Origin of the sequence: Promicromonospora sp. Populi (assembly GCF_041081105.1) — a bacterium.
Classification (GTDB): Bacteria; Actinomycetota; Actinomycetes; order Actinomycetales; family Cellulomonadaceae; genus Promicromonospora.
This window is the reverse complement of sequence record NZ_CP163528.1, coordinates 2,410,736-2,432,704: the sequence shown is the minus strand read 5'-3', so window position 1 is coordinate 2,432,704 and position 21,969 is coordinate 2,410,736. Positions and strand designations below refer to the sequence as shown.

Here is a 21,969-nt window from a genome sequence, read left to right as displayed (position 1 = left end):
TCCAGTCAGCGAGGTTGAGCCGATGAAGGCCTACCGCCATTGATCCCGATGGTCATGTGCCGCGGCGACGTCGCGAGGGCGAGGTCCAGTAGGGCGCGCGCGTAGTCGGGTCGTGGGAGCTGCCAGTCGCCACCCGTGGCGTTCGGCTCGTGGTCGGTCCAGACGCTTCCGCGCGGAACGTTGTCGGTCAGTCGAGTCGCTCGTGCGATGGTCCACGCCAGCGCGGAGCCCCGGACAAGGTCCTCGGCTCTCGTCAGGTCTGCGTAGACGTGCCTGAACGCGAATTTGGTCGGCGCGACGAAGAACCACGGCCTGGTGGCCACCAGGTTCCTGCTGCTCGTGATGACGAGTCGTCCGGGATTGTCGAGGGCCTCCATGGAGCGAACCAAGTTGCGCGTGGCGTCGCTCACTGCGGTGGTCGGGCCGCGACCGTGAGGGGCGATTGCGGAGATGACCGGCATGCCGTCACGGAGGACGCCACCCGCGATGGGGAATCTGGCGGCATCAGCCTCGACCACTTCGACGTCCGCACGCTGCAGGCGTCGCCGATCACGGACGACGACGGTCACTGCGAGGCCGCGCCCGAGCGCAAGATCGACCAGGTGAGCTCCGGTACGCCCCGCGGCGCCCACGATGCAGACCGCCTCTGGTGGGACATCACTCACGCTCGATCACCGCCACGACTGGCGAGCCAGATCATCAGCCTGTTCTTCTTGCTGTTCTGGAACGCGGAGCAGAGCCATGTCCCGTCCAGCTGACGCTCTAGGACGAACGTCTGCACCTTGTCGAGCGGGATGCGCTTGCCCTTGCTGATGCCACCCTCACTCACCACGATGGCCACGTCGTCGCTGATGAGGCGCGTGCTCGTGACGCGCATGCGCATCCGGCTGCCTCTCTGGAATCGGGTGAGCACCGGCTCGTGATCGCGCGCGATGGCATCCCGCCCGCTGCTCACCGAGCCGGCGAAGGTCACGTACGTCGCGGTCGGGGTGAACAAGCTTGCGTACGCCTGCGCATCGCCGGAATCCCACGCCGTCACCATCTGATCGAGAAGATGTTCTAGACTCTGTTGCATGGGAGCAATAGTTGCATGAACGCAAATACTAGACAAGGCCGGGCCCTGGACCCAGCGGCGTATCGCCGATACCTGGCCGCCTTGACGCTGTTCCACCAGGCCGCTGCCGACTCGGTTGGCCTGTCGGGCACGGACTATCAAGCGAGCAACCTTCTCGACCTGGAGGGGCCGATAACGAGCGGCGAGCTTGCCCGTCGACTCGGCCTGTCGCTTGCGGCTGGATCTCGGCTCGTGGACCGGCTCATCGACGCCGGGATTGCGCGTCGTGGGGACGACCCTGGCGACCGTAGGCGCGTCGTCGTCGAGCACACCGGCATGCTGCCCGGCGATCTGGAACGCACGCTCGAGGCCGTCCGGGCACCCATCGCTGCCGCGTTGGCCGCCATGTCGAGCGAGCAGCTGTCGGGAATCGCTACCTACATCGACGCCGCCAGCCAGGTGTACTCCGAATCTGCGCGCTCGCTCAGGGCCCCATGACTCCGCCGCGTTGCCTGGTCTGGCTTGCATCCAACGTTCGACGCCGTCGCTCGCCTCCCGCTCGGAAGGCGTGCGACGGCGTCGGACGTAGCAGTAAGGGACCTGGCGTTTGGTCCTCAGGCCGTGACGTTGTCGTCGTAGTCGACGTCGCGCGTCTCGCGCGTCAGGAGCAGCGCGACGAGCGTGATCACCGCCATCGCGGAGAGGTAGACGCCGACGAGGACCGGCGAGCCGGCCTGTGCCCACAGCCACACCGCGATGAACGGGGCCACGGCCGCCCCGAGGACCGACGACAGGTTGTAGGCGATCCCGGAGCCCGTGTACCGGACGTTGGCCGGGAACAGCTCGGGCAGCACGGCGGCCATCGGGCCGAACGTGAGGCCCATCAGCGTGAAGCCGATGATCAGCAGGGTCTGCGCGCCGACCTGGCCCGCGGCGAACAGCGGCACGAACGAGCCGCCGAACACGATGATCGCCACGGTGACCCAGATGAGGTGCTTGCGTCGGCCGAACCTCTCCGCCATCGGGCCCGACACGAGAGTGAAGATGCCGAAGAACACGACGCCGACGATCAGCATCCAGAGGAAGTCGATCCGCTCGAAGCCCAGGCCGGCGGGGGCGCCGTCGATCGGCTCGGTCGGGGCGATGCCGTAGTTCAGGGTGAAGGTCGTCATCAGGTAGAACAGCGCGTACGTGGCCAGCATGATGAACGTGCCGGACACGATCTGCCGCCACGAGGTACGGAACACGCTGGCCACCGGCACCCTGGTGATCGCCTCGGCCTCGATGACCTTGCGGAACGCGGGCGTCTCGAGCAGCGAGAGCCGCACCCACAGGCCGACGATCACGAGCACCGCGGACGCGAGGAACGGGATGCGCCAGCCCCAGTCGGCGAACTGCTCGGGTGTCAGGGTGCTCGACAGGGCGATGAACACCGTGTTGGCGAGGATGAAGCCGATGGGCGCGCCCAGCTGCGGGAACGTGCCGTAGATGGCGCGCTTGCCCTTCGGCGCGTTCTCCGTGGCGAGCAGCGCGGCGCCGCTCCACTCGCCGCCGAGGCCGAGGCCCTGGCAGAACCGGCACAGCACGAGCACCGCCGGGGCCGCGAAGGCCCATCCCGGGGTCGACGCCGCGGGGATGAGGCCGATCAGGATCGTCGCGATACCCATCGTGAGCAGCGACGCCACCAGGGTCGCCTTGCGGCCGACGCGGTCGCCGAAGTGGCCGAACAGCACCGAGCCCACCGGCCGCGCCACGAAGGCGACACCAAACACGGCGAAGGACGACAGCAGCTGGGTGGTGGGGTCCTCGGCGTTCGGGAAGAACAGCGCGGGGAACACCAGCGAGGCGGCCGTCGCGTAGATGTAGAAGTCGTAGAACTCGATCGACGTACCGATGAGGGAGGCGACGACGACGCGACCACGCGGGTTCCCGGCCGGCGCGGCGCTCTGCCCGCCGTCGGTGGTGCCGGCTGCCGGCGTTGCAGGGGTGCTCATGCCCGCGACACTAGGCAGCAGGTCCGCGATTCGAAAGGTGCGTCTCATATCGCGGATGGGGTCTTGACGTAGTCTGCCGACACCCGCAACGCGCAGGCGCCCTGGAGCCCTGGAGTGCGGCATCGAGTGCGGCGTCCCGACCTGCGAAGGAGCGCCTCCGCGAGTGCAGGCAGCGAGTGAAGGTGTGGTGAACGGCGAATACTCGCGCCCGTGCACGTGTTGGCACGACCGGCGCTGAGGGGCAGGATCGACCGGGCGCCCCCGGGAGGGTCCGCCAGCGGAGATCCGTCATCGGAGATCCATCGGAACGAATCGGTACCAAGTCATCGGTACGAAATCATCGATACGAACGAGACGACGACGAGGATATGAACGATCTGCTGTATGTGAACGGCGGCAACCCGTTGACCGGGGCCATCACCGTTCGAGGCGCAAAGAACTTCGTGTCGAAGTCCATGGTGGCTTCCCTGCTGGGGGAGACGCCGAGCGTGCTGCGGAACGTTCCGCAGATCCGCGACGTCAAGGTCGTCTCGGGACTCCTGGACCTGCATGGTGTGAACGTCAAGTACGACACCGACGCCGGCATCCTGGACCTCGACCCGTCCAACGTGGAGTCGGCCCACGTGGCCGACATCGACGCCCACGCCGGTTCCAGCCGCATCCCGATCCTGTTCTGCGGGCCGCTGCTGCACCGGCTCGGCGAGGCGTTCATCCCTGACCTGGGCGGCTGCCGGATCGGCGACCGGCCGATCAACTACCACCTCGACATCCTGCGCCAGTTCGGCGCCGTCGTCGACAAGCGGCCGGGTGGTATCCACCTGCGCGCGCCGCGCCGCCTGCAGGGCACCAAGATCTCCCTGCCGTACCCGTCGGTGGGCGCCACTGAGCAGACACTGCTCACGGCCGTCCGCGCGGACGGCATCACCGAGCTGTCCGGTGCGGCCATCGAGCCCGAGATCATGGACCTCATCGCGGTGCTGCAGAAGATGGGCGCCATCATCTCGGTCGACACCGACCGCGTGATCCGGATCGAGGGCGTCGACCGCCTCGACGGGTACACCCACACCGCCCTGAACGACCGGATCGAGACCGCCTCCTGGGCCGCGGCGGCTCTTGCCACGGGCGGCGACATCACCGTCAAGGGCGCTACGCAGGCCGACATGATGACCTTCCTCAACACGTACCGGAAGGTCGGCGGCCGGTTCGAGGTGCAGGACGACGGGATCCGCTTCTGGCACGCCGGCGGCGACCTGAAGTCCATAGTGCTCGAGACCGACGTGCACCCCGGCTTCATGACCGACTGGCAGCAGCCTCTCGTCGTCGCGCTCACGCAGGCCAACGGCCTGTCGATCGTGCACGAGACCGTGTACGAGAACCGGTTCGGCTTCGCCGACGCCCTGCGCAAGATGGGCGCCACGATCCAGGTCTACAAGGAGTGCCTGGGCGGCCGCGACTGCCGGTTCGGCCAGCGCAACTTCCACCACTCCGCCGTCATCTCCGGACCGACGCCGCTCTCCGCTGCCGACATCGAGGTCCCGGACCTGCGCGGCGGGTTCAGCCACCTCATCGCGGCCCTGGCCGCCAAGGGCCAGTCCACGGTGCGCGGCATCGGCCTGATCGACCGGGGCTACGAGAACTTCCAGGCCAAGCTGGAAGCCCTCGGCGCCGACGTCGCCCGCGGCTGACCCGGGGGCGCTACCAGAGGAGGGGGCGCGGCCGAGTATCCTTTCGGCCGTGTCCATCCCTCGTCCTGAGTCGCGCATGTTCCGCTTGGTCGCGTTCATCGTGCGCAACCTCATGTTCGCGCTGTGCAAGTACGACTGGAAGGGCGGGGAGAACTTCCCGGCCAAGGGCGGGTTCATCGCCGCGGCCAATCACGTCACCGAGCTCGACGCGCTGACGATCGCGCACTACCTCTTCGACAACGGCCGGGAGCCGCGCATCCTGGCCAAGCGCGGCCTGTTCACGTCGCCGCTGACGGGGTGGGCCCTGCGGGCCACCAAGATGATTCCCGTCGACCGGGACTCGACGAAGGCCGCCGAGTCGCTGCGGGACGCCGCGAGCCAGCTCGGCGACGGGGCCTGCGTGGCGATCCTGCCGGAGGGCACGCTGACGCGGGACCCCGAGTACTGGCCGATGGAGGGCAAGACCGGAGTGGCCCGGATCGCCCTGACGACGCGCCTGCCGGTGCTCCCGATCGCCCAGTGGGGGGTCACCGAGATCATGCCGCGGTACGGCATGCTGCGCTGGCCGTTCCCGCGCAAGAAGGTGACCATCCAGACCGGCCCACCAGTGGACCTGAGCGACCTCTATGGTCGCCCGCAGGACAACGCCACCCTGCGCGAGGCCACGTCGCGGATCATGGACGGCATCACCGCCGAGCTGGAGCAGATCCGCGGCGAGGTTGCCCCCAAACCGCGGTTCGACCTGCGCAAGCACCCCGACTACGAGGTCAAGATGACGAGCTACCCGCCGGTGGAGCGCCCGTGAGCGCGCCTTCAGGACAGACGCCCGCAGAACAGCCGCCCACGCCCACAGCGCAGACGCCAGCACAGCCGCCAGCACAGCCGCCAGCACAGCCGCCAGCACCGACGAAGGTCGCCGTGCTCGGCGCGGGCTCGATGGGCACCACGTTCGCGATGGTCCTGGCCGACGCCGGGTGCGACGTCACCCTGTGGGGCCGGGACGCCGACGTGCTCGACGCCGTCGACCGGAAGCACCGCAACGAGAAGTACCTGCCGGGTGTGCAGCTGCCCGCTATGCACGGCACTACCGACCCGGCCGTCGCCCTGCGGGGCGCGTCGATAGTGGTCGTGTCGGTGCCGTCCCAGGTGGCGCGCGCGACCCTGGAGTCGATGAAGGACCTGGTGCACCAGGTGGCGGCGCCGGACGCCGTCGTCGTCTCCCTGATGAAGGGTGTGGAGCTCGGCACGGACAAGCGCATGAGCCAGGTCATCGCCGAGGTGCTGGACCTGCCCGACGAACGTGTCGCCGTCGTCTCCGGCCCCAACCTGGCACCCGAGATCGCGGAGCGGCAGCCGACGCTGACCGTGGTCGCCTCGCGCAGCGAGGCCACGGCGCAGCTTGTGGCCTCCGCGTGCTCGACTGCTTACTTCCGCCCGTACACCAACACCGACGTCGTGGGCGTGGAGCTCTGCGGCGCGGTGAAGAACATCATCGCCCTGGCGGCCGGCATGGCCCAGGGCCAGGGCTTCGGCTGGAACACGCTGTCCGCGCTCATCACGCGCGGCCTCGTGGAGATCACGCGCCTCGGCCTCGCGCTCGGGGCCGACGTCGCGACATTCTCCGGGCTGGCCGGCATGGGCGACCTGACGGCGACGTGCGCGTCGCCGCTGTCGCGCAACCACCGGCTCGGCAAGCACCTGGGGGAGGGGATGGCGCTCGCCGAGGCGATCAAGGCGACCGGCGGCACCGCGGAGGGCGTCAAGTCGTCCCAATCGGTGCTGGAGCTGGCCCGCGCCCACGACGTCGAGATGCCGATCACCACCGGTGTGGTCGACGTGCTGGCGGGCAAGCTGCCCCTGTCCGACCTCGCGGCGACACTGCTCGCGCGGCCCAAGAAGTCGGAGATCGCCGGCTGAGCCCGGGCGGTCAGTGCTGAACGCGGCTAGTGCTGAACGCCACGGCTGGATGTCGCTGTCAGTGCTGGACGTCCACCACTACGCGCATGGGGTCCTCCAGCAGGAACGCGCGGAACGGCTGCTCGCCGTCGTCCACCCCGAGGAACGCCGTCGTATAACCCTCGAACCAGTAGCGGTACACGATCTCGTCGATCGACTCCGTGTCCGCGGGCTCGATGCGATCGCCTGAGAACCCCTCGACGCCGCTGTCCGTCGGGGTCGCCGTGCCCGACAGCGACACCCGCAGGATCGCGTCGCCGCTGACGTCGACGGCGTGCCCCGAACCGTCGTCGGTCGCCTCGTCCACGTACTCGACGCGCCAGCCGGGCTGGCCGCTGCCCCTGCCGTCCAGGTCGAACACAACGCGGTCGTAGCCGTCGTGCGTGGCCGCGCGGACGTTCGTGACGGACAGGAAGGTCTCGCCCTCGCCGCTGGGCTCCGCGACGTCGGGCCTGGTGTTCGCCGAGAAGGGCGGACCCGGGGCGGCCTCGGTAGCGGTGACGGCCGGTTCGGGGGTGTCGTCACCCGGGTCTTCGGAGCTTTCGGAGCTTTCGGTGGCCGACGGCGACGGGGCGGCCGGCACGGAGACGATCGGCGCGGGGCTCGTGTCCTCGGGCCCCGGCTGGTCGCCGCCCGCGGTGCACCCGGCCAGCAGCAGCGCGGCGGCGGTGGCGGCTGTCAGGGCTTTCTGTGCGGCGCGTCCCATGTCATTCACTTTAGGCGCTCAGTCGGCCGCGTGGTCGGCGAACTGGCTTCGGTTTGGTGACGCCGGTTTGTTCACGCCGCGCGGTGGAATGTGCGGCGGTAAGCCGACGGCGTCACGCCCAGGGCCGACTGCACGTGGGCCCGCAGGGACTGCGCCGTGCCGAAGCCGCAGTTCCGCGCGATCTGCTCGACCGGTAGGTCGCTCGCCTCCAGCAGCGTCCGCGCGGCTTCGACCCGCTGCCGGGTGAGCCACTGACCGGGGCTCTCGCCGGTCTCGTCACGGAACCTGCGGGTGAACGTCCGCACCGACATCGCGGCGTGCCGGGCCATCGCGGACAGGGTCAGCGCCTCGCCCAGCCGGTCGCCCGCCCAGGCGCGGGTGGCGGCGGTGCCCGTGCCGCGGTGGCCAACACCGTCTGTCCCGAGGCCGCCGGTCCGCTCGGTGCCCGTCACCGGCAGCCTGATGTACTGCGCCTGGCCGCCGTCGCGGTGCGGTGGCACCACGGTGCGGCGTGCGACGTCCTGCGCGACGGCGGCGCCGTGGTCCCGCCGCACCACGTGCAGGCACAGGTCGATCCCGGAGGCGACGCCCGCGGAGGTGAGCACGTCGCCGTCGTCGGTGTAAAGCACACCTGGGTCGAGGTGCACGCGCGGATAGAGCTGCCGGAACCGCTCGGTCTCCGACCAGTGGGTAGTGGCGGGGCGACCGTCGAGCAGCCCTGCGGAGGCGAGCACGAACGCGCCGGTGCAGATCGACATGAGGCGCGCGCCGGGCCGGATGCGGGCAAGCGCCTGGGCGAGCTCGGGTGTCAGCTGCTGGGCTGTGCTGTCTGGGTCGGCGCCGTCCGGGCCGGTCGTGTGCGACGCCGGTACCACCACCGTGTCCGCGGTCTCCAGAGCCTCGGGCCCGTGCTCCACCTGGACCGCGACGTCGGAGTCCGACCGCACCAGGCCGGGGCCGCCGGGGGTGCAGGTCACCACCTCGTAGAGGGGCTGGTGCTCGGTGTCGCGCGCGATGCCGAAGATCCGGTGCGGGATCCCGAGCTCGAACGGGATGAAACCCGGCCGGATCAGCACGGCGACGCGGTGCCTGTGCACGGTCTTGCGCACGGTCTGAGGAGCCATGTCCCGATCATATGGCTCAAACCTAGCGATGTGTGTCCTTCGGGCCACTGGTTCCGACGGCAGCGGCGCCGCATGCTGAGGTCGTGACCCAGACAGACCTCCCGGTGCCCGCGGGCCAGAACGAGCCGCAGGGGCCGGCACAAGGCCAGCCCAGCCGCCCCACTCCGCGCATCCACCCCGCCTGGTGGGTGGCCCTGGTCAGCTTCGTGACCGTCATGTGCGCCGCCGCGTTCACCGCCGCTCCCGGCCTGTTCGTGGACCCGCTGAACGCGGAGCTCGGCTGGTCGCGCGCGACCATCGGCTTCGGCATCGGCCTGCAGGTGGTCCTGTACGGGCTGACGGCGCCCTTCGCCGCCGCGCTCATGGACCGGTTCGGCATGCGGCCCGTGGTCAGCATCGCGCTGGTCGTCATCACGGCCGGCGCCCTGTCGACCGTGTGGATGTCCGAGCCGTGGCAGTTCGTGCTCGGCTGGGGGCTCATGGTCGGGGTGGGCAGCGGCAGCATGGCGCTGGCGTTCACCGCCACCGTGACCGGCCGCTGGTTCGTGGCCAGGCGCGGCCTGGTCAGCGGTGTGCTGACGGCGGCGACGGCGTCGGGCCAGCTGGTGTTCCTGCCGCTGCTCGCGTGGATCGTCGAGAACCAGGGTTGGCGGCCGGCGTCGGTCACCGTGGCCATCGCCGCTCTCGTGGCGATCCCGCTCGTGCTCTTCCTGCTGCGCGACCACCCGGCGGACCTGGGGCTCGCGCCCTACGGCGGCGAGTACGCGCCCAAGCCCGCGCCGGCCCGCGGCGCGGCCCGGCGCGCGGTCACCGCCCTGTTCGACGCCGCCCGCACCGGCCCGTTCTGGCTCCTGGCCGGGGCGTTCGCCATCTGCGGGGCGACGACGAACGGGTTGGTCCGCACCCATTTCGTGCCCGGCGCCCACGACCACGGCATGCCGATCACCGTCGCCGCGAGCCTGCTCGCCGTGATCGGGGTCGTGGACGTGATCGGCACCATCGGGTCGGGCTGGCTCACCGACCGCTACTCGCCCCGCGTGCTGCTGGGGGTCTACTACACGCTGCGCGGCGTATCGCTGCTGTTCCTGCCGTCGCTCATGGCCCCGTTCGTCGAGATGCCGATGATCTTCTTCATCGTCTTCTACGGGCTGGACTGGGTGGCGACCGTGCCGCCCACGCTCGCCCTGTGCCGCGAGTTCTACGGCGAGGACGCACCGATCGTGTTCGGCTGGGTGCTCGCCGCGCACCAGGTCGGCGCGGGGATCGTGGCGTTCGCGGGCGGCCTGGTCCGCGACATGACCGGCTCGTACGACGCCGTCTGGTACGGCGCGGGCGCCCTGTGCGCCGGGGCCGCGCTCATGTCGCTGGTGATCCGGCGAGTCAGGCAGGAGGAGCCGGCGTCCCGGGTGCCAGACGCGTGAGCCACCCGGCGCTCGCACGGACGTATTCTCGCCGTCATGAGCACCACCCCTGAGCACCGCGCGCCGACCGGACCCGCGCCCGCCACCGTCGTCGTCACTGCCGGGCGCCCCGACCGCGCGCAGGGCGGGCACGTGAACCCTTCGCTCCCGCTGAACTCGACGTACGTGTCGCGGGGCGAGGTCACTCCCAAGGAGCTGTCCTACGCGCGCGGCGACAACGACGCCTGGCACCCGTTCGAGGAGGCACTCGTCGCGCTGGAGTCCGGCGCCGGAGGCGCCGCTGGCGGGGCCACCGGCGGGATCAACGGCGGGGTCGACGGCGGGGTCGACGGCGCGGCCAACGGCCGGGCCAACGGGGAGGGCATCGTCTTCGGCTCGGGCATGGCGGCGCTCGCCGCCGTCTTCTCCCTGGTGCCCGACGGCGGCACGCTCGTACTGCCGCTGCACGCCTACCAGGCGGGCATGGTGCTGGCCCGGCAGGTGTCCGAGCGGCACGGCGTGACCCTGCGGCACGTCGACATCGCGGACACGGACGCGGTGGTCGCGGCGCTCGACGGCGCCGACCTGCTGCTGGTCGAGTCGCCCACCAACCCCATGCTGGAGGTCGCGGACCTGCCCGCCGTCCTGGGCGCCGCCCGGGCCGCCGGGGTGCGCTCGGTGGTCGACAACACGTTCGCCACCCCGCTGGGCCAGCGGCCGCTGGAGCACGGCGCCGACATCGTGCTGCACTCGGTGACGAAGTACCTGGCGGGCCACTCCGACGTCGTTCTGGGCGCTCTCGTGACGCGTGACGCCGGGTTGGCCGCAACGCTGCGTGAGCACCGCACCCTGCACGGCGCGATCGCCGGCCCGTTCGAGGTCTGGCTCGCGCTGCGCGGCCTGCGCACCCTGGCGCTGCGCTTCGAGCGCGCCCAGGCGAACGCGGCCGAGCTCGCCCGCCGCCTCGTGGACCACCCCGAGGTCGCCGAGGTGCGGCACCCCTCGCTGCCCGGCGACCCCGGCCACGAGCGGGCGAAGGCGCAGATGACCGGGTTCGGGGCGATCATCGGCGTCCGGCCGAAGGCGCGGGTTGGTGCTGGGTCGGCTGGTTCGGCCGGTTCGGCCGGTTCGGCCGGGTCAGGGGCCGACGCCGCCGAGCGCGCCGACGCCGTCGTCGACGCCGTGCGCCTGTGGCTCCCCGCTACGTCGCTCGGCGGGGTCGAGTCGATGCTGGAGCGCCGCCGCCGCTGGGGCACCGAGGCGCGGACCGTGCCCGAGGACCTGCTGCGCCTCTCGGTCGGCATCGAGGACGTCGAGGACCTCTGGGCTGACCTGGACCAGGCCCTCCGCGCCTGAACATCGCACCTGGTTATGGGCGCGACCGTTGCGACTTCGCGTCCGGTCTAGGCGCAACGATCGCACCCACAGCCACGAGGGGTCAGTCGAGCGGGCCCAGGAGGGACTGGGCGATCGTCGCGTGGGCCGAGTCGTCGCTGGACGGGTGGAACGTGCCCGCGAGCACGTCGCGGTAGAGGCGGCCGAGCTCGGACCCGTTGAAGTAGGTAGATCCGCCCGACACCCGGATCGCCTGGTCCACGACCTCCCGCGCCGTGTCGGTGACGCGCACCTTGAGCCCGGCGGTGGCCCGGAACCAGCCGGCGCCACGATCCAGCGCGGGGTCCGACGCCGCCTCGTCGAGCTCCCGGGTGAGGGCGTCGATCTGGAGCCACACGCTGTCCTGCGCCAGCGCCATGTCCGCGATGCGGCGGCGCACGTCCGCGTCCTGTGCGTAGACCTTGCCGGTCTTCATCGACGTGCGCTTCTGCGCGGCCTCGACCGCCAGCTCCAGCGCGCGGTCGCCGATCCCCGCGTACACCGCGGCCACCAGCACCTCGAACGACGTGAAGATGCCCACGACGTACGGGTCCAGCGAGGGGCCGGGCGGCAGCAGGCGCAGCACCCGGTCCGCGGGCGCGTGGGCGCCGTCGAGCATCGTGGTGCGCGACTGGGAGGCGCGCATGCCGATCGTGTCCCAGTCGTCGAGGATCTCGAACCCGCCGCCGTCCCGCTTGACGAAGGCGTGCACCAGCCGCGGCTCGCTGCCGTTCCGGCCGGCCCGTCCGTTCCGGCCGCCGCCGCCCGACGTCTCGAGCCCGAGCACACCCAGCCGCGTCCAGGCAGGGGAGTTGGACGTGAAGATCTTGCGGCCGTGGAACGTGTACCCGCCCGCGCCGTCGGGCCGCGCCTCCGTGCGCGAGCCGAGCAGCACCAGGTCGTTGCCGGGCTCCGAGTAGCCGAAGCCGAACACCTCGCCCGACGCCGCCTCGGACAGCAGCCAGTCGAGGGACGAGTCGCCGCGTTCGTGCAGGTAGCGGCCCACCCCGACCCACACGTGGTGCATGTTGATCGCCAGCGCCGTCGCGGGTGCGTGGGCGGACAACCGGGCCTGGTCACGGGCGGTCTCGCGCAACGTTCGCCCCCCGCCGCCGAGGGCCGTGGGGACCATCGCGCCGAGATAACCGGCGGCCTGCAGGTCGGCCAGGTCCTCGGCGAAGAAGGCGTTGTCACGGTCGTAGTCGGCAGCGCGCTCGCGCAGGCCGGCGAGCAGCGAGGCAGACAGGAGGTGAGTCACCTCCAGAGGCTAACGCCGGAGGGTGATTCCATGGGTGATATTACCGGCTCGTTTCAGGAGTAACGGGAGTTTGTTTTCCCGATCTCAGGAGTCGGCCGGGCTGTGATGGAGCCGGCGAGCACGCACTGCCGCGTACAGCTCCGCCGCTGCGCGCGGGTCGTTGACGTCCCGGCCGGTCAGGTCCGCGATGCGCGCCAGCCGGTTCAGCACCGTGTTCCGGTGGCAGTGCAGCGCGACGGCGGCCCTGGTGCCGGACCCGCCGTGCTCGAACCACGCCTCGATGGTGCCGAGCAGCAGCTCCTCGTCCCGCGGGTCGCGGTCCTTCAGTCCACCGAGGACGGCGGTCGCCAGCTCCAGTGCGCGTTCGTGGTCGGCCACCAGCAGGGCGTCGAGCGGGCGGTCGCCGTAGCGGGACAGCCCGGCGCGGCCCAGGGGCAGGGAGCGCACGGCCGTGCGTGCCTGGGCAAGCGCCGCGGGCGCATCAACGAGGCTCGTGAACGGCAGGCTCGCGCCGGTCCGGGCGTGCGCGGCGAGCTCGGCCAGGGTGCCGCGGGCGTCCTGTGACGTGGGGGCGGCCACGAGGATCAGGCGATCGCCCTCGTGGGTCAGCCGGCGGGTAGTCACCTGGCCTGGACCGACGCCGGACGCCGTCGCCCCACCGAGACCCCCGGCTCCACCGATACCGCCGGCTCCACCGAGACCGCTGGCCCCACCGATACCGCCGGCCCCACCGAGACCGCTCGCCCCGCCGGGCGCCGTCACCGCGACCACCAGCATCGCGTCCTTCGGCAGGCCGAGGGCTCGCCGCGCAGTCTCGAGATCGTGCACCGCCCCGGTGAGGACTCCGCGCAGGAGCTCGGTGCGGGCCATGTCCTCGCCCAGGTCGGCGTCGGCTTCCAGGTGGGCTTCCAGGTGTTTCCGCACCGCGACGTTGGAGGAGCGGTCGATAGCGAACCAGACGCGCGACGAGGCCCGCAGCAGGGCTGAGGTGTCCTGCCGGGAGCGCAGCCGCCGGGCGAGCTCCTCCCAGATGCGCAGGCCGGCCAGGCGGAACGCGTGCTGCAACAGGTCCGGCGCGATGCCCTCGGCCGCGGTGAGCCGGCCTCCCGGGCCGGGGCGAGCGACGACGTCTCACCGGCGAGCGCGGCGAGGATCTCCGCCATGTTGGCGCGGACCAGGGGCTGGACGGCGTCGACGGGGAAGCGGGCCGCGCCCTGGATCGGCTCGGCGTGCAGGATGCTGTCGGTGACCTGCGTGCTCAGCAGGTCCAGTGCATCGCGGAGGTCGTGGCGACCGGTCACGGCGATGTCCGACATGCCAGGCAGCCTAACCGCGGTGGGCGCGGTGTGCATCGAGGGCTGAGATGTAAAACGAGCCGCAGCGAACCGGCTGGTACTGGGTCTCGCCCTGGCCGCCCCGGACCCCTAGGCTATTGCAGCGCGGGTCAGCGCGGGTCAGCGCCGGTCAGCGCGGATCCGCGCGGGATTGGCCCGCACGGTCGGATGTGATGCGGTCGAGATGCGGTCGAAGATGCGGTCGAGATGCCGTCGAAGGAGACAGCTGATGAGTGTGACGGACACGCAAGCCGCGACGGAGCGCGAGCTCGACCAGGCGGTCGCCGAGCTCAAGGTCGGCGCGGAGCGCTGGGCCCAGTTACCCGTCGCGGACCGGGGGGCGCTGTTCCGCCGGGTCCACGCGTCGATCGCCGAGGTCGCCTACGAGTGGACGGCGGGCGCCGCCAAGGCCAAGAACATCGCGCCGTCCGCGCCGTACCTGGGCGAGGAGTGGATGACCGGCCCGTACGGCGCGCTCGAGAGCGCCGCGATCTACGCGCGCTCCTACGAGGCGCTCGCCGCGGGCCGGTCGCCGCTGGACGGGCTCAAGGTCGGTAGCGCGCCGGGCAACCGGGTGGCGGTGCGGGTGCTGCCGCGCACCGCCAAGGAGTGGGTGCTGTTCAACGGCATCCGGGCCGAGGTCTGGATGCCGCCGGGTGTGCCCGAGCAGCAGGTGCGCAGCGAAGCGGGCCTGGGCGCCGGCAAGGTGGGCGAGTACGGCGGCGTCGGGCTCGTGCTGGGCGCCGGCAACATCTCCTCGATCGCACCGCTGGACGCGTTCTACGAGCTCGTCGCGCACAACCGGGCCTCCCTCGTGAAGCTCAACCCCACGTTCGGCGGCCTGCTCGGGGTGTATCGCAGGGCGCTCGCGCCCCTGATCGAGGTCGGTGTGCTCCGGATCGTCAACGGCGACGGCGCCGTCGGCGCCTACCTCACGGCGCACAGCGGCATCGACAAGGTGCACATCACCGGTTCCGCGGTGACGCATGACGCGATCGTGTGGGGTACCGGCGAGGAGGCCGAGCGCCGTCGGGCAGCGAACGACCCCAGGTTGAAGGTGCCGATCACGAGCGAGCTGGGCGGCGTAGCGCCCATGATCGTGGTGCCCGGCCGGTGGAGCGACGCCGACCTGCGGTTCCAGGCCGAGCACCTGGTCTCGATGCGCCTGCACAATGCCGGGCACAACTGCGTGGCTGGTCAGGTGGTCGTGCTTTCGGCGGACTGGGCGCAGAAGGACGCGTTCCTCGCCGAGCTGCGCCGCGCCCTGGACACCGCGCCGGCCCGCGAACCCTGGTACCCCGGCTCGGACGCCAAGGTCGCGCGAGCGAACCAGACGCATCCCGATGCCGAGCACGTGGGCGGCAGCATCCTGCTGGAGGTCGCGCCGGGCGACCCGGCCTGCACCGACGAGTACTTCGCGCCCGTGCTGGCCTGGACCCAGCTGCCGGGCCAGGGCATCGAGTTCATGCGCGCTGCCGTCGGCTTCGCCAACGACTCCCTCTACGGGACGCTGGGCGCCAATGTCGTGGTGCGGCCCCAGGACCGCAAGGCGATGGGCCCGGCGTTCGACGGCGCCATCGCCGACCTGCGCTACGGCACCGTAGCGATCAACGCGTGGACCGCGGTGGGCTTCCTCCTGCCCGGTGCGTCGTGGGGCGCGTTCCCCGGGCACACGGTGGCCGACGTCGGCTCCGGGATGGATGTGGTGCACAACGGGCACCTGCTGTCCGGGCCCGAGCGCAGCGTAGTGACCGGGCCGTTCCGCCCGTTCCCGCGCAGCATCCTGCACGGGGAGCCCTCGCTCTTCCCCAAGCCGCCGTGGTTCAACCGCTCCCGCAGCGGGACCCAGACGGGCCGGGAGCTGACCCGCTTCGCGGTGCAGCCGTCGTGGGGCAGGCTGGTGCCTGTCCTGCTCGCGGCTTTCCGTGCGTGACGGCGCTCCTCGCAGATGGCCGTGTCGCGGCTGACCGTTTCTATGAGGATGCTCTGTGGATGACGGCGCCCTCGGTGCGCGACCGTGCACCGGGGCGGCACAATGCGAATGCGCCAGACCAACGGAGGTCCGGCGCCCGAACACCGAGATCGAACAGGATGGGGACTGACTGTGGTTATCCGGAGCCCGCTGCCCGACGTGGAGATCCCGCCCGTCAGCGTGTACGAGTACCTGTTCGGCGACATCACCGATGACGAGCTGGACCGTGTGGCTGTGGTTGACGGCGTCAGTGGGGCGGAGACGACGTTCCGCTCGCTGATCGCGCAGATCGACGCGGTGGCGGGTGCTGTGGCGGCGCGCGGGTTCGGGGTGGGTGACGTCGTCGCCCTGCACGCGCCGAACGTCCCCGCGTACATCACCGTGTTCCACGGCCTGCTGCGGGCCGGGGTCACGGTGACCACGGTCAACGCCCTGGCGAGCGCCCCGGAGATCACCAAGCAGCTGGCCGACTCCGGTGCGCGGCTGATGATCACCGTCTCGGCGCTGCTGGCGGCGGGTGAGGGCGGGGCCCTGGGCGCGGGCCTGACGGCTGAGCAGGTGGTGGTGCTCGACGGCGGCGCCTCCGCCGCGGGGGAGACTCCAGGGGACACCGGCGCCAGTCATGCGTCCCTGGCCGACCTGCTGGCCGAGCCGCACCCGGCCCCGGACGTCTCGTTCGACCCGGCGACCCACCTCGCGGTGCTGCCGTACTCGTCGGGCACGACGGGCCGCCCCAAGGGCGTCATGCTGACGCACACCAACCTCGTCGCGAACGTGGCGCAGACCTTCGCGATCGGCGTGCGGCCCGACGACGTGGTGCCGTGCGTGCTGCCGTTCTTCCACATCTACGGGATGACGGTGCTGCTGAACCTGGCCCTGCGGTCCCGCGCGAAGCTGGTGACGCTGCCCCGGTTCGACCTGGCGCAGTACCTTGGCGTGATCCAGGAGCAGCGGGCGTCGTTCCTGTTCGTGGCGCCGCCGATCGCGCTCGCGCTGGCCAAGCACCCGCTCGTCGACTCGTACGACATCTCCAGCGTGCGGGCCGTGCTGTCCGGCGCGGCGCCGCTCGACGAGAAGCTCGCCGGGGCGGTCCTCGACCGGCTCGGCCCCAGCGTGCGGGTGCTGCAGGGTTACGGCATGACCGAGATGTCGCCGGTCTCGCACGTCATCCCGGTCGACCGCCCGGACATCTCGTCGGGTTCGGTGGGCCTGCTGGTGGCCGGCATGGAGGCCAGGATCGTGGATCCGGCGACGGGTGCGGAGATCGAGCAGCCGGCCGAGGGGGTCTCGGGCCCGGGTGAGCTGTTGTGCCGTGGCCCGAACGTGATGGTCGGCTACCTCGGCAACGAGCAGGCGACGGCGGACACGCTGGAGCCGGACGGGTTCCTGCACACGGGCGACATCGTCACGGTCGACGCCGAAGGCGTGTTCTGGGTGGTGGACCGGCTCAAGGAGCTGATCAAGTACAAGGGCTACCAGGTGCCGCCCGCGGAGCTGGAGGCGTTGCTGCTGTCGCACCCGAAGATCGCTGACGTCGCGGTGATCGGCCTGCCCGACGAGGAGGCCGGCGAGATCCCGAAGGCGTTCGTGGTGATCGCCGCGGGGCAGGAGCTGACCGAGGCCGAGGTCATCGGGTTCGTCGCGGAGCAGGTCGCCCCGTACAAGAAGGTGCGGACCGTCGAGTTCATCGACGCGGTGCCGAAGTCGGCGTCCGGAAAGATCCTGCGCAAGGACCTTCGGGCGGCCACCGCCTGAGGGTCGCGTGCCTGAGGGTCGCGTGCCTGAGGGTCGCGGTCTGAGGTGCCTCGCCCGGCCCGTGGGGGCCGGTTCAGGTAGCGTCGAGCGAGATGTCGCACCACACACCTGAGCCGGCCTCCGCCAGGAACCTGAGTCCCGTGCCGACGCCGGACGTCGCCCGCAAGACCCGCGTAGTGATCCTCTTCGGCGGGCGCTCCGGCGAGCACGGGATCTCCGTCGCCACGGCCGGCGGCGTGCTGGGTGCCATCGACCGCTCGAAGTACGAGGTGGTGCCCGTGGGCATCACCCCGAACGGCCAGTGGGTCATCGCCGCGGACGAGCCCGAGCGCTGGGCCATCACCGACGGGAAGGCGCCCGAGGTCCCCGCGTCCGCCGCCGACGTCGTGCTTCCGATGACCGTGGGCGACACCGCGCTGCGGGTGCTGGAGCCGGGCCAGGCGCCGTCCGCCCTGGCCGACGTCGACGTGGTGTTTCCGCTGCTGCACGGCCCGTACGGCGAGGACGGGACCCTGCAGGGCCTGCTTGAGCTCGCCGACGCGCGGTACGTCGGCTCCGGGGTGCTCGCGTCCGCCGTCGGCATGGACAAGCACTTCATGAAGATGGTGTTCGCGGCGCAGGGCCTGCCGATCGGCACTTACGCGGTGATCAAGCCGGGCGACTGGGACGACCGCCGCGACGCCGTGCTGGCGGCCGTCGAGCAGCTCGGTCTGCCGGTGTTCGTCAAGCCGGCCCGCGCCGGCTCGTCGCTCGGCATCTCCCGGGTGGACTCGCTGGACGACCTGGCCGCCGCCGTCGACGAGGCGCGCAGGTTCGACCCCAAGGTGATGGTCGAGGCGGGCGTCGTCGGCCGGGAGATCGAGTGCTCGGTGCTCGGCGGCCGCGGCGGGGGCCGCCCGCGGGCGTCCCTGCCGGGAGAGGTCCTGGTGACCGACGAGTCGAAGAGCGGCTTCTACGACTACGAGGCCAAGTACTTCGACGAGGCGGCGACGGTCCTGTCGTGCCCGGCCGACCTGCCGGACGCCGTCATCAAGGAGATCCAGGAGATCGCTGTGCGGACCTTCGAGGCGATCGACGCCGAGGGCCTGGCCCGGGTGGACGTGTTCGTGACGCCCGACGGCCAGGTGGTGGTCAACGAGATCAACACCATGCCGGGCTTTACCCCGTTCTCGATGTATCCGCGCATGTGGGAGGCCTCGGGGCTGAGCTACCCGGAGCTGATCGACGAGCTTGTCCAACTCGCTCTGGAGCGCCCCACCGGCCTGCGCTGATCGCCTGTACTGTGCCTCTCACAGGGCTCTGAGGAGGCACAATGCTGCGCGGGCCGCGCTACAAGTACGCCGTGCGTGACGTGCGGGTCACCAACGGGATGTTCACGGTCGGTCTCTCCACGTTCGCCCTGAGCGCCGTCATGCGGTTCGAGGTGGTCGGCGTGGCGAAGCCCCAGCCGATCGGCCCCTGGGCGAACCAGGTCGCCTATCCGTTCGCCATCGCCGCCGTGGTCTTGCTGCTGCTGCGGCTGGTGGGTGCCGAGGTGCCGTGGGAGGCCGTCGTCGCCACGGCCGGCGCCGGGCTCGCCTGGCCCGCGGCGCGGCTGTGGCAGCGCACCGAGCTGTGGCAGCCCCTGTGGCGGTACCCGGTCTTCGCCCTGGTGCTGATCACCGCCACCCAGCACGTGCACCGCATCTGCTCGCACGACCCTCGGCACCTGGCCGCCCTCGCCCAGCTCCTGGGCGCGGCGATGAAGGACCCGACCATCCGGTACCACGGGACCATCGAGGTCATCACGAACGCGGACGACCTGCACACCCTGGAGACCGGCAAGGAGTCGATGGCGCGCTGACTTGGCGCACCGTGCGCTGACTCAGCGCACCGTCGGGTGCGGGTCCAGCCCGAACCGCTCCAGCAGCGCGGACACCATGTCCTCGTGGAGCGCTACGTGGTCGCCGAACGCGAACTCCTGGTGGCCGTAGACGGCCATGCACTGCAGCCCGTAGACCTGCCGCCAGCTGGTCACCATGAGGTAGGCGACGCCGAGCGGCAGGTCCGGCCCGCCGACGGCGTCGCGGTACCGGCGTACCTGGTCGGCCAGCTCGGGGCGGATCTCGTCGTCGGCCGGGTACGGCAGGCCGGAGGCCGCCAGGTCGCGGAAGAGAGGCACGTAGTGCCCCCGACCATCTCGGCCATGCGGCGCTGCAGGTCGTGGCTGTCGGTGAGCTCAGAGCGGATCCCCGAGCCGATGACCAGGTCGAACTCGGCCGGGTTGCGGACCGCCCAGTCGAGCGAGACCCGGGTCGAGGCGAGCAGGGCCGCCGCGGTGTCGCCAGGCTCCTGGCGTGCGACGGCTGCGGCGAGCAGCTCCAGCACCTCCTCGACGATCCGGACGCAGAGCTGGGCGATGACGTCCTGCCGGTTGTCGAAGTGCCGGTACAGCGCGGGCGGCGTCACCCCGACCTCCTTGGCGACGGCGGCCATCGTGAGCTTGCTCAGGCCGTGCTGCCCGGCGAGCTGGTGGCGGGCCGCGTCGAGCACCTCGCGCCGCAGCTCGTCGCGCAGGCGTTCGCGCCGGGACTGCACCGGCGGCGCTGGCGCTGCTGAGGCCGGTGCTGCTGTGGCTGGTTCCGCTGTGGCTGGTTCCGCTGAGGCTGGTTCCGCTGAGACTGCCTGGCTCACTGACACTCCTTGGTGGCAGGGACCAGCGTCACGGCGCCGGCGAGGTCAGCGATGAACGACGTCGAGTGGTCCTCGGTGACCGCCGGCGGCACGATCACCTCGACCGCGGGCTCGCGGCCGTAGGTCACGAACGACCAGGTGCCCGCGTCGTCGGTGGTGACGATCCAGTCGACCGTGGTCCCGTTGCCGGTGTCGACGTGCTGGCAGTCAGCGGACGGGCCCTGCTGCTCGACGCCGCAGCGCATGGTCACCGCAGCGCCCGGCTCGCCCCAGGCCGCCGTGGCCTGGGCGTTGGTCGGCACCTTCGGCAGGTCCGGGCCGAGCTCCTCCGGGACGGCGAGGATGACCTCGGCGCACACGGGGTCGGCGGCGTTCGGCGCGACCTCCACACCGATCGTGCGCGCGCACCCACCGAGCGCCACGCTCGCGAGAACGGCGGTGGTCAGGGCGGCAACAAACCGGACGGGAAGCACGGAGATACGTTACCTGTCCCTTAGGGTCGAGCGGTGACCCGCGTCCGTGACCTCTCCGAGGAGCAGATCCTCGAGCGCATCGTGCCCCTGCTTCCCCAGGGGACCGCCACGCTGCTCGGGCCCGGCGACGACGCCGCGGTGCTCGCGGCTCCCGACGGCCGGTTCGTCGTCTCGACCGACGTGCTGGTCGAGGACCGCCACTTCCGCGCCCGCTGGTCCACCGGGTACGACGTCGGACGTCGGGCCGTCGCGCAGAACTTTGCCGACATCGCGGCCATGGGCGCACGCCCGACGGCGCTGGTGACGTCCCTGGTGGTGCCCGGCGACACCGAGCTGGAGTGGGTGACGGGGCTGGCCAGGGGCCTGGCCGACGGCTGCGCGCCAGTCGGCGCCGGCGCCGTCGGCGGTGACCTCTCGGGTGGCCCGTGCCTCGTCGTGAGCATCACCGTGCACGGCGACCTGGAGGACCGCGCGCCGGTGCTGCGGTCGGGCGCACGGCCTGGCGACGTCGTCGCGCACGCGGGGGTACGCGGCTGGTCGGCCGCGGGGCTGGCCCTGCTGGAGGCCGGGCTGGTCCGCGTCCCGTTGTCCTCGGCGCCGCTGGAGGTGACCGACGGTGTGCTCCTGGAGGACGCGTGGGAGCGGCTCGTGACCGCGTACCTGCGGCCCGACCCGCCGCTCGCGGCCGGTGTGACGGCGGCGCAGGCGGGTGCCACCTCGATGCTCGACCTCTCCGACGGCCTCCTGCGCGACGCCGGGCGGGTGGCGCACGCGAGTGCGGTGCGGATCGACCTCGACGCGGGGGCGTTCGCCGCGGACCGGGAAGCACTGCACTCGGCGGCGCGAGCCGTGGCCGCGGCCACGGGGCTCGGCGACCCGGGGTGGGGGCCGGGCACCGCCGACATCGACGGGCTGGTCAACCGCTGGATCTGGGCCGGAGGAGAGGACCACGGGCTGCTCGCCACGTTCCCGGCCGGTACCCGGCTGCCGGAGGCCTGGACCGCCGTCGGGCAGGTGCTGGAGGCTGGGGACGGCGAGGTCGAGGACGGCGCGACCGGGCAGGGCGAGGTTGCAGACATCGCGGCCGGGGACGGCGAGGAGGCCGAAGCCGCCGCGCCGGCCGTCACGATCGGCGGCCGTGCCCCCGCCGTCGGCCCAGGCTGGGACCACTTCGGAGCATGAGGTCGGCAGTTTCGCGTGAGGTCGTGACT

The 21,969-nt window shown here is 71.5% G+C and carries 21 protein-coding genes; 11 read left to right on the top strand and 10 right to left on the bottom strand.

What is annotated here, in order from left to right; translation table 11 throughout:
• Positions 1-5: 5 nt before the first annotated feature.
• Positions 6-665 carry an NAD(P)-dependent oxidoreductase gene (locus AB1046_RS11130; RefSeq protein WP_369375259.1) on the bottom strand — a complete coding sequence of 220 codons (660 nt, stop codon included), beginning with the start codon at positions 663-665 and terminating at the stop codon, positions 6-8.
• Entirely contained in the window at positions 662-1,075 is a 414-nt protein-coding gene (locus AB1046_RS11125) for an SgcJ/EcaC family oxidoreductase (RefSeq protein ID WP_369375257.1), read from the bottom strand. Before AB1046_RS11125 ends, AB1046_RS11130 begins: the two co-directional genes overlap by 4 nt.
• Before the next feature lie 81 nt (positions 1,076-1,156).
• Here AB1046_RS11125 and AB1046_RS11120 point away from each other — a divergent pair, with 81 nt between their 5' ends.
• On the top strand, positions 1,157-1,552 hold the full coding sequence (locus AB1046_RS11120; protein ID WP_369375255.1) for a MarR family transcriptional regulator: 396 nt from the start codon (positions 1,157-1,159) through the stop codon (positions 1,550-1,552).
• A gap of 116 nt (positions 1,553-1,668) precedes the next feature.
• On the opposite strand, the gene AB1046_RS11115 is transcribed toward AB1046_RS11120, so the two are convergent.
• Entirely contained in the window at positions 1,669-3,048 is a 1,380-nt protein-coding gene (locus AB1046_RS11115; RefSeq protein ID WP_369375253.1) for an MFS transporter, read from the bottom strand.
• A gap of 368 nt (positions 3,049-3,416) precedes the next feature.
• Here AB1046_RS11115 and murA point away from each other — a divergent pair, with 368 nt between their 5' ends.
• The 3 genes from murA to AB1046_RS11100 all read left to right on the top strand — a co-directional run bounded on the left by murA (position 3,417) and on the right by AB1046_RS11100 (position 6,650).
• Positions 3,417-4,733, top strand: coding sequence for a UDP-N-acetylglucosamine 1-carboxyvinyltransferase (murA, locus tag AB1046_RS11110; RefSeq protein ID WP_369375251.1), 1,317 nt, complete (start codon positions 3,417-3,419; stop codon positions 4,731-4,733).
• 49 nt (positions 4,734-4,782) lie between these two features.
• Entirely contained in the window at positions 4,783-5,538 is a 756-nt protein-coding gene (locus AB1046_RS11105) for a lysophospholipid acyltransferase family protein (RefSeq protein ID WP_369375249.1), read from the top strand.
• A gap of 113 nt (positions 5,539-5,651) precedes the next feature.
• Complete coding sequence (locus AB1046_RS11100) at positions 5,652-6,650, top strand: NAD(P)H-dependent glycerol-3-phosphate dehydrogenase (protein ID WP_369375661.1); 999 nt, start codon at positions 5,652-5,654, stop codon at positions 6,648-6,650.
• A 58-nt stretch (positions 6,651-6,708) separates the two neighbouring features.
• Here AB1046_RS11100 and AB1046_RS11095 read toward each other — a convergent pair whose 3' ends face one another.
• Both AB1046_RS11095 and AB1046_RS11090 read right to left on the bottom strand, forming a co-directional pair.
• Positions 6,709-7,395, bottom strand: coding sequence for a hypothetical protein (locus AB1046_RS11095; protein ID WP_369375247.1), 687 nt, complete (start codon positions 7,393-7,395; stop codon positions 6,709-6,711).
• A gap of 71 nt (positions 7,396-7,466) precedes the next feature.
• The gene (locus tag AB1046_RS11090; RefSeq protein ID WP_369375245.1) at positions 7,467-8,519 is read right to left on the bottom strand and encodes a GlxA family transcriptional regulator; all 1,053 of its coding nucleotides are present in this window, start codon (positions 8,517-8,519) and stop codon (positions 7,467-7,469) included.
• A gap of 83 nt (positions 8,520-8,602) precedes the next feature.
• On the opposite strand from AB1046_RS11090, the gene AB1046_RS11085 reads away from it, so the two are divergent.
• Complete coding sequence (locus AB1046_RS11085; protein WP_369375243.1) at positions 8,603-9,940, top strand: MFS transporter; 1,338 nt, start codon at positions 8,603-8,605, stop codon at positions 9,938-9,940.
• Between the two features lie 36 nt (positions 9,941-9,976).
• Positions 9,977-11,275, top strand: coding sequence for a PLP-dependent aspartate aminotransferase family protein (locus AB1046_RS11080; RefSeq protein ID WP_369375241.1), 1,299 nt, complete (start codon positions 9,977-9,979; stop codon positions 11,273-11,275).
• Between the two features lie 82 nt (positions 11,276-11,357).
• Here AB1046_RS11080 and AB1046_RS11075 read toward each other — a convergent pair whose 3' ends face one another.
• Both AB1046_RS11075 and AB1046_RS11070 read right to left on the bottom strand, forming a co-directional pair.
• Positions 11,358-12,551, bottom strand: a complete 1,194-nt coding sequence (locus tag AB1046_RS11075; protein WP_369375239.1) for an acyl-CoA dehydrogenase family protein — start codon at positions 12,549-12,551, stop codon at positions 11,358-11,360.
• Positions 12,552-12,635: 84 nt separating this feature from the next.
• Positions 12,636-13,616 (bottom strand): PucR family transcriptional regulator, encoded by a 981-nt coding sequence (locus AB1046_RS11070; RefSeq protein ID WP_369375237.1) that lies wholly within the window; start codon positions 13,614-13,616, stop codon positions 12,636-12,638.
• A 498-nt stretch (positions 13,617-14,114) separates the two neighbouring features.
• Here AB1046_RS11070 and AB1046_RS11065 point away from each other — a divergent pair, with 498 nt between their 5' ends.
• From AB1046_RS11065 to AB1046_RS11050, 4 genes are all read left to right on the top strand, one after another.
• Positions 14,115-15,818, top strand: coding sequence for an aldehyde dehydrogenase family protein (locus AB1046_RS11065; protein ID WP_369375235.1), 1,704 nt, complete (start codon positions 14,115-14,117; stop codon positions 15,816-15,818).
• Between the two features lie 171 nt (positions 15,819-15,989).
• On the top strand, positions 15,990-17,612 hold the full coding sequence (locus AB1046_RS11060) for an AMP-binding protein (RefSeq protein ID WP_369375233.1): 1,623 nt from the start codon (positions 15,990-15,992) through the stop codon (positions 17,610-17,612).
• A 92-nt stretch (positions 17,613-17,704) separates the two neighbouring features.
• Complete coding sequence (locus AB1046_RS11055; RefSeq protein WP_369375231.1) at positions 17,705-18,883, top strand: D-alanine--D-alanine ligase family protein; 1,179 nt, start codon at positions 17,705-17,707, stop codon at positions 18,881-18,883.
• 41 nt (positions 18,884-18,924) lie between these two features.
• Positions 18,925-19,455 (top strand): DUF6232 family protein, encoded by a 531-nt coding sequence (locus AB1046_RS11050; RefSeq protein ID WP_369375229.1) that lies wholly within the window; start codon positions 18,925-18,927, stop codon positions 19,453-19,455.
• Between the two features lie 21 nt (positions 19,456-19,476).
• Here AB1046_RS11050 and AB1046_RS11045 read toward each other — a convergent pair whose 3' ends face one another.
• The 3 genes from AB1046_RS11045 to AB1046_RS11035 form a co-directional block, all read right to left on the bottom strand.
• Entirely contained in the window at positions 19,477-19,632 is a 156-nt protein-coding gene (locus AB1046_RS11045) for a hypothetical protein (protein ID WP_369375227.1), read from the bottom strand.
• Positions 19,626-20,189, bottom strand: a complete 564-nt coding sequence (locus tag AB1046_RS11040; protein ID WP_369375225.1) for a TetR/AcrR family transcriptional regulator — start codon at positions 20,187-20,189, stop codon at positions 19,626-19,628. Before AB1046_RS11040 ends, AB1046_RS11045 begins: the two co-directional genes overlap by 7 nt.
• 92 nt (positions 20,190-20,281) lie before the next feature.
• A complete protein-coding gene (locus AB1046_RS11035; protein WP_369375223.1) occupies positions 20,282-20,758 on the bottom strand; it encodes a DUF3515 family protein in 477 nt (158 codons plus the stop codon).
• A gap of 33 nt (positions 20,759-20,791) precedes the next feature.
• Between AB1046_RS11035 and AB1046_RS11030 the strand changes: the two genes are divergently transcribed.
• Positions 20,792-21,940, top strand: coding sequence for a thiamine-phosphate kinase (locus tag AB1046_RS11030; protein ID WP_369375221.1), 1,149 nt, complete (start codon positions 20,792-20,794; stop codon positions 21,938-21,940).
• Positions 21,941-21,969: the final 29 nt, after the last annotated feature.

Excerpts from the sequence above, each read along its gene's own strand:
- AB1046_RS11055 (WP_369375231.1), top strand. The coding sequence starts at position 17,705 with ATGTCGCACCACACACCTGAGCCGGCCTCCGCCAGGAACCTGAGTCCC.
- AB1046_RS11115 (WP_369375253.1), bottom strand. The coding sequence starts at position 3,048 with ATGAGCACCCCTGCAACGCCGGCAGCCGGCACCACCGACGGCGGGCAG.
- murA (WP_369375251.1), top strand. The coding sequence starts at position 3,417 with ATGAACGATCTGCTGTATGTGAACGGCGGCAACCCGTTGACCGGGGCC.
- AB1046_RS11080 (WP_369375241.1), top strand. The coding sequence starts at position 9,977 with ATGAGCACCACCCCTGAGCACCGCGCGCCGACCGGACCCGCGCCCGCC.
- AB1046_RS11090 (WP_369375245.1), bottom strand. The coding sequence starts at position 8,519 with ATGGCTCCTCAGACCGTGCGCAAGACCGTGCACAGGCACCGCGTCGCC.
- AB1046_RS11065 (WP_369375235.1), top strand. The coding sequence starts at position 14,115 with ATGAGTGTGACGGACACGCAAGCCGCGACGGAGCGCGAGCTCGACCAG.
- AB1046_RS11095 (WP_369375247.1), bottom strand. The coding sequence starts at position 7,395 with ATGGGACGCGCCGCACAGAAAGCCCTGACAGCCGCCACCGCCGCCGCG.
- AB1046_RS11050 (WP_369375229.1), top strand. The coding sequence starts at position 18,925 with ATGCTGCGCGGGCCGCGCTACAAGTACGCCGTGCGTGACGTGCGGGTC.
- AB1046_RS11125 (WP_369375257.1), bottom strand. The coding sequence starts at position 1,075 with ATGCAACAGAGTCTAGAACATCTTCTCGATCAGATGGTGACGGCGTGG.
- AB1046_RS11045 (WP_369375227.1), bottom strand. The coding sequence starts at position 19,632 with ATGGTGACCAGCTGGCGGCAGGTCTACGGGCTGCAGTGCATGGCCGTC.